This is a genomic window from Thermomonas sp. LB-4, from assembly GCF_036409385.1.
GTDB lineage: Bacteria > Pseudomonadota > Gammaproteobacteria > Xanthomonadales > Xanthomonadaceae > Thermomonas.
This window is the reverse complement of record NZ_JAXOFT010000042.1, coordinates 1-6,786: the sequence shown is the minus strand read 5'-3', so window position 1 is coordinate 6,786 and position 6,786 is coordinate 1. Positions and strand designations below refer to the sequence as shown.

The window sequence follows — 6,786 nt, the reverse complement described above, 5'->3', positions numbered from 1 at the left end:
CTCCTGCCCCATCATGAGGCTTAACTGAAGTGTCCGTGTTAGCGGGGTAGAACCCACGCGGATACACGACCACCATCTCACCAGTCGCATCAATGCACTGCTGAAGTGGGCAACGGGAGGCCGAGACGCCAGCTGCTATTGGCTGCGCAAGACCCGGATCTCAGAGCGCTACCAGGCCATTGCATCCCTGGATGCGGCCACGTCGCGCGATATCTATGGCGCGATGATGGCGTCTGGGCATGCTGTGATCCAAATTCCCGTGGAACGCTACGTCAATGACCCATGCAGTCTTTTGATCGTGAATCTTCGGACCGGTTCTGAAGCGCCACGGTCCGCGCTACTGGCCATGTCAGGTCTGGAGTCAGGACCACTGGACGTCGCGTGGACTCGAGCGGGGCGCGATGGGCCGACCAGGATGCGCACGGTGCTCGATCGCATGGATGCGGAAATTTCCGCCGTGCCAGCCGAGGTCCGCACGCCACCGCCGGCGCTTCGCCGCTTCAAGCCCTTCCTGCCCGCTCATGTGGATGCCTATGCACGCGCCATGCAACGGCATGGCAGTCAGGCTGAAGCCACCCTGGAGGCTGGCATCACTGCGCAGCAAGCCATTGACCTGGACAAGGCCGCAATGGACCTTCTGGTTCGGCGTGGCATCTCACCATTCAAGGTGTCCGAGCAAGCAGGTAACAGATTCGTCTTGCCAGTCCCGCGGCGAATCGAAGGTACTGACAAATGGTTCGCACTGCTCCATGAGCAGCCCTCCGAGGCACTCAAGGCCATCATGGAGTCTTGGGTAGTTCAGCCGCATGTCGAACGGATGCATGGCGAGGGGGTCATCATGCAAGTTGACCCCGCCCACTTGGCTGGTCTCCATGCCTTGCTGGCGATGACCGGCCTTGAAGTAAAGGTGGTGATCGGCGACGGTCACCACTTCCTAATTGAAAAACAACGCGACAAATTCGCGAAAGGTCATGGCGCGGCCCTACGGTGGGTGCTCTCCATCGTTTGGCTCTACGTGCGCATGCCGCGACCGAGCGACTAAAGCGGCCGTTGCGACTGCAGCTTGCCACCCGAATGGGCGCGGTAGATGTCTTTCTTGCAGAGCCGCGCAGCGCCGGAAAACGTCGCCGCGCATTTGACCACACGCTCGTAAAGCTCATCGATGGACATCGGATAGTCGTCGATAGGAAGCTCGAGCAACGTCCTATCGTTCAACACGACGACATTGGCGTCCTGCGTGGGAGCGCAAACACCAATGACCTGCACCCTGAGTAGCCTCTCCTTATCGTCCTGATCTTCAGGCTCCGCGAAATCGCTCATCTTGAGATGAGGCAGTTCGATGACCTTGTTGCCTACATGCAACGACGCTGTCAGTCCGCATTTTTCGAAGGTGCTCGCGAGTGCCCGATGCACGGCAATGCAATGTGCGTGCGTCACTACATCCGAATGCTTAAGAGGGGGCTTGCACTGCGCGTTCTCTTTCAGTTCAAGTGCCGATTGCGCGAGATCCGCGACCATCCTGTCGGTGAGGTCGAAGAGCTCCGAATCGCTGCAAATCTCCAACTCGATGACTCCACCCCATAGCTTAGGAACGCCGAGTTGTGAGCCGTAGCATTTTGCGAACGCCCTCATCAGCGTCAGGATGTGACCGAGCTTCTCGGTGGCCTCTTTGTCGAGCTCGAGCGGAACTCCAGGCTCAGCGTTACTCGCGAAAACCAAGCGAATGCAATTAGACAACTTGTTCATGGTGTTCTCCAAACAATAGGGATGAGGTCGCAGGGCATCGACCGATGGGACGCAATGGCGTCTCGGTAAGGTTTCGTTTGTTCTGCCTCGGCCCTGCGTGGGAGACAGACACTGGCGACCGATTCAGGCCTCTGAAGGCTGAATTCGATGCGTTGGATAAGGGGCTCGAGCCTTCAGTCGATTACGAGCGCAATCAAGCTAATGAGCACATTCACGCGATTGACGCGTATCGGCTTATTGGAAATAGTGTCAGGAGATTGAACGAGCACGCTGCCAAGCCCGCCGATCACAGCTGCCAAGAAATATCCGAATGGCACCGGATTGGCCGAGGTTCGGAAAAGATGGTTGATGGCCCGCACGCTGAAAGCGTGCCAAGATTGTGAGTCGCGCCCCACGTCTGATGGTGGAATGGGCAGAAGGACATGCCCGGCGCGTTTCGATGTGGGCCCATGATGGTTCGGGCCGCAAGAGTGAAAGCGGGCTCACCTGCTCCGCGAGGGCCCGGTAACACGGGCTGTGTATTTATACAACGACCACAGCATCCAAAACTGAGTGGTCGGTGTCAAGCGGACACACAGGGTGGAATGCTAGGCGTAGTGGCCAGCGCTACCCTTCGTACCTAGATCCCGCCGTGCAGGTTTCCCGAACGACTACGGCCGACAACAAGGGAACCTGGACCTTCATGCGCTCCCAAATCCACTGGGCCAGTCGCTCGCTGGTCGGGTTCTCCAACCCCTCAATTTCATTGAGGTAATGGTGGTCAAGCTGGTCGTAAAGCGGTTTGAACGCCGCCTTGAGATCAGCGAAGTCCATGACCCAGCCAAGGTGCGGGTCAATGTCGCCGCTGACATGCAGCTCGATCCGGAACGAATGCCCATGCAGGCGAGCGCATTTATGCCCATCCGGGACGTTCGGAAGCCGGTGCGCCGCCTCGATGGTGAAGGCCTTGAAGATGTCCATTTAGTCATTGTACGCCGTGGTCAAGGACGGCTATGACAGGCTGCTACCGGCCGAGGCTGTGTAAAAACTCCCGGGCGCGGTGCTGCCGACGACGATGCAGCCAGTTTGAGCAACCAGCGCTGCAGTAAAAGAACTTGATGCTCAGGCTGCGATGGCCCGCACCATGCCCTCGGTGCCCATGATCTTGATCATCCGCTTCATGTTGTAGGCCAGAACTGCCAGGCTGATCTCCGTTTTGACCTTCGGTAGCGTCTTCGTCAGCAACGGCGTCGTGCCGAGCCATGATTTCAGCGTGCCGAAGACATGTTCCACCGTCTGCCTTCGCACCACCGCTGTTTGCGGCCTGGCATCCAGCAGCATCTGCATTCGTTCGAGCACATGCTCGTGCTCCCATCGTCCGATACGCCTGTAGCTGGCAGTCGTGCACTTCTTCCGGATTGGGCAGCGGGGGCAGGCGGAGGACCAGTACTTGTGCAAGGTCAGCCCTTTCTCCTCTGTCGTAAAGCGGTGGATCGCCCGTTCGCCCGCCGGACATTCGTACTCATCAGCGGCTTCGTCGTAGACGAAATCGCGTTTGTCGAACCGGCCTTCGGCCTTGGCGTTGGATGTCAGAGGCTTGGGTACCAACGGGATGACGCCTGCCTCCTCGCACGCCAGGATCTCCGGGGCACTGAAGTAACCACGGTCCGCCAGCGCCGTCATATGCTCGGCGCCAAGGGCGTCCTTGGCCTTCATCGCCATGCGTGAGAGTTGCGCACGGTCGTGACCGTCGTTTGTCACTTCGTATGCCACGATCAGGTGGTGCTTGGCATCGACCGCCGCCTGGACGTTGTAGCCCACGGTGCCGGTTGCGCGTCCGCTCGAGGTCATTGATCTCGCGTCCGGATCCGTCATCGAGATCTGGCGGTCTGGAGAGGCCTCAAGCTCTTTCTCGATGCTGTCCAACTTCTCCATCTGAGCATGCAGCTTGGCCAGCTTGTCCTTCAGGTGCGGTACGCGCCCCTCCGGCAGCAGCGCCGGGTCGCGATCTGCCCGGTCCAGTTCGGCTAGATAGCGAGCAACGCTGTCCTCCAGTTGCTTCCGGCGCCCCTTGATCTTGCCGACGGTGAAGTTGCGATCTCGACTGTTCACTGCCTTGAGCTTGCTGCCGTCAATCGCCACGATCGCGTGCGAGAAGACCTTCATGTTCCGGCACAGCGCGACGAACCGACTGCACACGGCCGTGATCGCGCTGCCGTTGTCCTTGCGGAAGTCGGCGATGGTCTTGAAGTCCGGTGCCAGCCGGCCTGTCAGCCAGATCAGTTCCAGGTTCCGTTGCGCCTCCCGCTCCAGGCGACGGCTCGACTGGATGCGGTTGCGGTAACCGTAGATGTAGATCTTGAGCAGCGCGGCGGGGTGATACGCGGGCCGACCACCTGCCGCGCGATTGGCGGCATCGAAGCCCAGTTCGCTCAGATCGAGCGCCTCGACGAAGGCATCGACCACCCGCACCGGGTTGTCTTCGTGGACGTAGTCTTCCAGCCGATCAGGGAGCAGAAGCCCCTGGGAGCGATCAACGCCATCCACAAATCGCTTCATGTAGAGCACCCATCGACCGGTGCTCAGATCATGCCAGTGGAGGCAGGGTTTTCACACAGCCTCGACCCGAAGCGGTCGTCACGTCTTCAGCGGCGATTGTTGATGACGCGCTCCAGCTCTTGCAGAATTTTAGAAAGTCGTTTAATAGTCCCATCGGGCAAGCTTTGCGCCTTATCTGATGCCAACGCTTCGGCGAGGTACCAGCCGATCTGTTTTTTCGTCGGGTCTTTCGCAAGCGAAAGTTCTGTCTTGATGAAAGTGATGCTTTCATGTCCAAGAACTCGTTCGAGTGACATGTTTTTCATGTCGGCCGAAATGTCTCCCAGAGTGAGGAGCGTAGATTCCGGTAAGAACCAGTCGTCGGAGTATTTTGCCTTAGCCTTTTTTCCCTCTTTGTCATCGTCAAGCAAGACCACAAAGGTCGCCCCTTGTCCTAGCATGTGACTAATGATAGGCCCAGATGCGCCTGCGCCACTCCCTGGTACTAAGCTAAAGTTGGATTTTGATTTGAGGGATTTCTCAGCAATCTTGAGCGCGTAGTAGTCAGAGATGCCCTCCACGATCACGTATGGCCCGTTTCCTATAACGCTCGGAACCACATACTCAAGTTTCTCAATCACTGGTTGGAAGTAACTCGATCGAGAGGGATAGTCAGCGACGAACTTTCTGTAGGGCGTTGCCGAAACCTTAGTCGGCTTGGTATCTAAGCCAAAACTATCTTCTTTGTCATAATCAAGCGCGGCATTCTCGACTATATACGCCGCTCCCAGCCAAGCAGGATTAATCATGTGATGGCTGTGAGTCGAGTATATGATTTTATTCCCATTGGAAGCTATCCGAGAAAAACTCGTGAGGAGCTCTGCCTGAGCTTTAGCGTGAAGATTCGCCGCGGGCTCATCAAAAATAAAGATAGTTTTGCGCTGCCTAGCTTGTTTGAACCCGGTGAACAACAGGAAGGAAAAGAACCATCGAAAGCCGAGCGAGCGCTCGTTAATGGCGTATCGCGATTCGCCATCCGAAACATAAAATGAGGCGTAAGGCAATCCGCCTTTTTCGGCGTCAACACTCCACTCGACAGTAATACTTTTTGCGGATATCGCACGCTGAAAAACTTTTTGCCAACTCCCTAAGACTTCCTTCGTGATAGCGTTAGAGAGTTTCTGAAAAACTGAATCTATAGGGCTCTTACTAGGGCTCCCCAGCAGCATCGACAGCCAAAACGGACTATTCTCGCGCTCTTGGAATTCTTCGATTCGCTTGCAAACGTGCTTTTCCAGCTCAAGCCCCTCCCCCAAACTATCCAAAATATCCTGGAGCACATAGCGGTAATGTCGATTTATTGGCGTTTCATCGTCGTACTCTCTGAGGTAGATGCGCTCTGGCATGTCCACAAGAAATGTGGGGAAGTACGCAACCTGTTCTAGATGCGCTTCGATATAACGAAGGACGCGGAGCCATAGATCTGGCTCATTCGACCCTTCCTTGGGGCGCTGGTAAGACTTAAATGTTGCAGCCTTGCCCTTTTTTACATGTAGAGGGAAATTCCAATAGTTAGAAGTTTTCTTCAGCGCACTGTCTTCGAATGCAAAGGTTCGCACTACGTCGAATGGTTTTCTAAGCGCCTCAGCGTCAACTGTGCACTTTTGCACTTTGGCGAGTTTTTCAACCTCTCGAATGTCAACTTCATCCAGCAAAACGCTTGCGGCGATGCTGATTTTTCCTGTAAACGCCGCTTTTTTGTGGAGTGGAATCAGGCTGAGCGCGGATGCTTGTGCATACTGACCTTCAAACAGGCTGGCAATCGACTTGTCGCCTGTTGCAAAGTGTGAAATAGCCTCAAGAATTGTACTCTTGCCGCTTTCGTTGAGACCAATCAGAGTAAGTACGGGACTCGTCGATCGCCCTTCCAGCTGGATGTCAACTTCATCAGCGCCCTTGAAGTTTTGAATCTGGAATCCAAGTATCCGTGCCATATAAGTTCAATACCCCACCAAGATGTCGATCTGCCTGTGAACAGTCCAAGATAGTCGCGCTCTTCTGCCGACGGCTTCACACTAAAACATCACTCGTCTAAGCGAAAGCTCGACAGATGCCCGTCTCACTGTTTTTAACTTCTAGGCGCACTGTTACGCAGTGCCCCTCGCCGTAGGATCCAGGACTTCCTTGTCTGCCTCGCCGGATGGCGCCCCATAGACTTGATGGGTGTGTAGCTGCTCGCATTTCGAGGACAGAGATGCAGTTCGGGTCAACTCCATTGTCGCGATCGCATTCGGGGTATGTCCGCTCCTGGCCGGGCGCCGACTACGCCTCCCGGCCCCGCCGACACTGGAGTCTCTTAACAGGAGACTCCTATGCCCTCTCGACGCACACCGTGGAACAAGGGGAAGCTGACCGGCCAGAAGGCGCCGCTTCGGCTTAGTGGCATTTGGTCAATTCGAGTCCGGCTGCTAGGGAAAGTCTGAACAACTCGCCACCTGTCGGCGACAATAGCGCCTCACCTCC

Annotated in this window: 6 protein-coding genes; 1 reads left to right on the top strand and 5 read right to left on the bottom strand. The window is 56.2% G+C overall.

Annotation, left to right across the window (positions count from 1 at the left end):
• The first annotated feature begins 424 nt into the window (after positions 1-424).
• Entirely contained in the window at positions 425-1,042 is a 618-nt protein-coding gene (locus SPK54_RS13355) for a hypothetical protein (protein ID WP_330948373.1), read from the top strand.
• On the opposite strand, the gene SPK54_RS13350 is transcribed toward SPK54_RS13355, so the two are convergent.
• From SPK54_RS13350 to SPK54_RS13330, 5 genes are all read right to left on the bottom strand, one after another.
• Positions 1,039-1,746, bottom strand: a complete 708-nt coding sequence (locus tag SPK54_RS13350; RefSeq protein WP_330948372.1) for a hypothetical protein — start codon at positions 1,744-1,746, stop codon at positions 1,039-1,041. The genes SPK54_RS13355 and SPK54_RS13350 overlap by 4 nt on opposite strands.
• Positions 1,747-1,919: 173 nt before the next feature.
• The gene (locus tag SPK54_RS13345) at positions 1,920-2,105 is read right to left on the bottom strand and encodes a hypothetical protein (protein WP_330948371.1); all 186 of its coding nucleotides are present in this window, start codon (positions 2,103-2,105) and stop codon (positions 1,920-1,922) included.
• A 247-nt stretch (positions 2,106-2,352) separates the two neighbouring features.
• Positions 2,353-2,706 carry a 6-carboxytetrahydropterin synthase QueD gene (queD, locus tag SPK54_RS13340; RefSeq protein ID WP_330948370.1) on the bottom strand — a complete coding sequence of 118 codons (354 nt, stop codon included), beginning with the start codon at positions 2,704-2,706 and terminating at the stop codon, positions 2,353-2,355.
• Between the two features lie 141 nt (positions 2,707-2,847).
• Complete coding sequence (locus SPK54_RS13335) at positions 2,848-4,284, bottom strand: IS1182 family transposase (protein WP_330948369.1); 1,437 nt, start codon at positions 4,282-4,284, stop codon at positions 2,848-2,850.
• 86 nt (positions 4,285-4,370) lie between these two features.
• Entirely contained in the window at positions 4,371-6,257 is a 1,887-nt protein-coding gene (locus tag SPK54_RS13330; RefSeq protein WP_330948368.1) for an AAA family ATPase, read from the bottom strand.
• Positions 6,258-6,786 lie beyond the last annotated feature (529 nt).

Coding starts and splice junctions, on each gene's coding strand:
- SPK54_RS13330 (WP_330948368.1), bottom strand. CDS start 6,257: ATGGCACGGATACTTGGATTCCAGATTCAAAACTTCAAGGGCGCTGAT.
- queD (WP_330948370.1), bottom strand. CDS start 2,706: ATGGACATCTTCAAGGCCTTCACCATCGAGGCGGCGCACCGGCTTCCG.
- SPK54_RS13335 (WP_330948369.1), bottom strand. CDS start 4,284: ATGAAGCGATTTGTGGATGGCGTTGATCGCTCCCAGGGGCTTCTGCTC.
- SPK54_RS13350 (WP_330948372.1), bottom strand. CDS start 1,746: ATGAACAAGTTGTCTAATTGCATTCGCTTGGTTTTCGCGAGTAACGCT.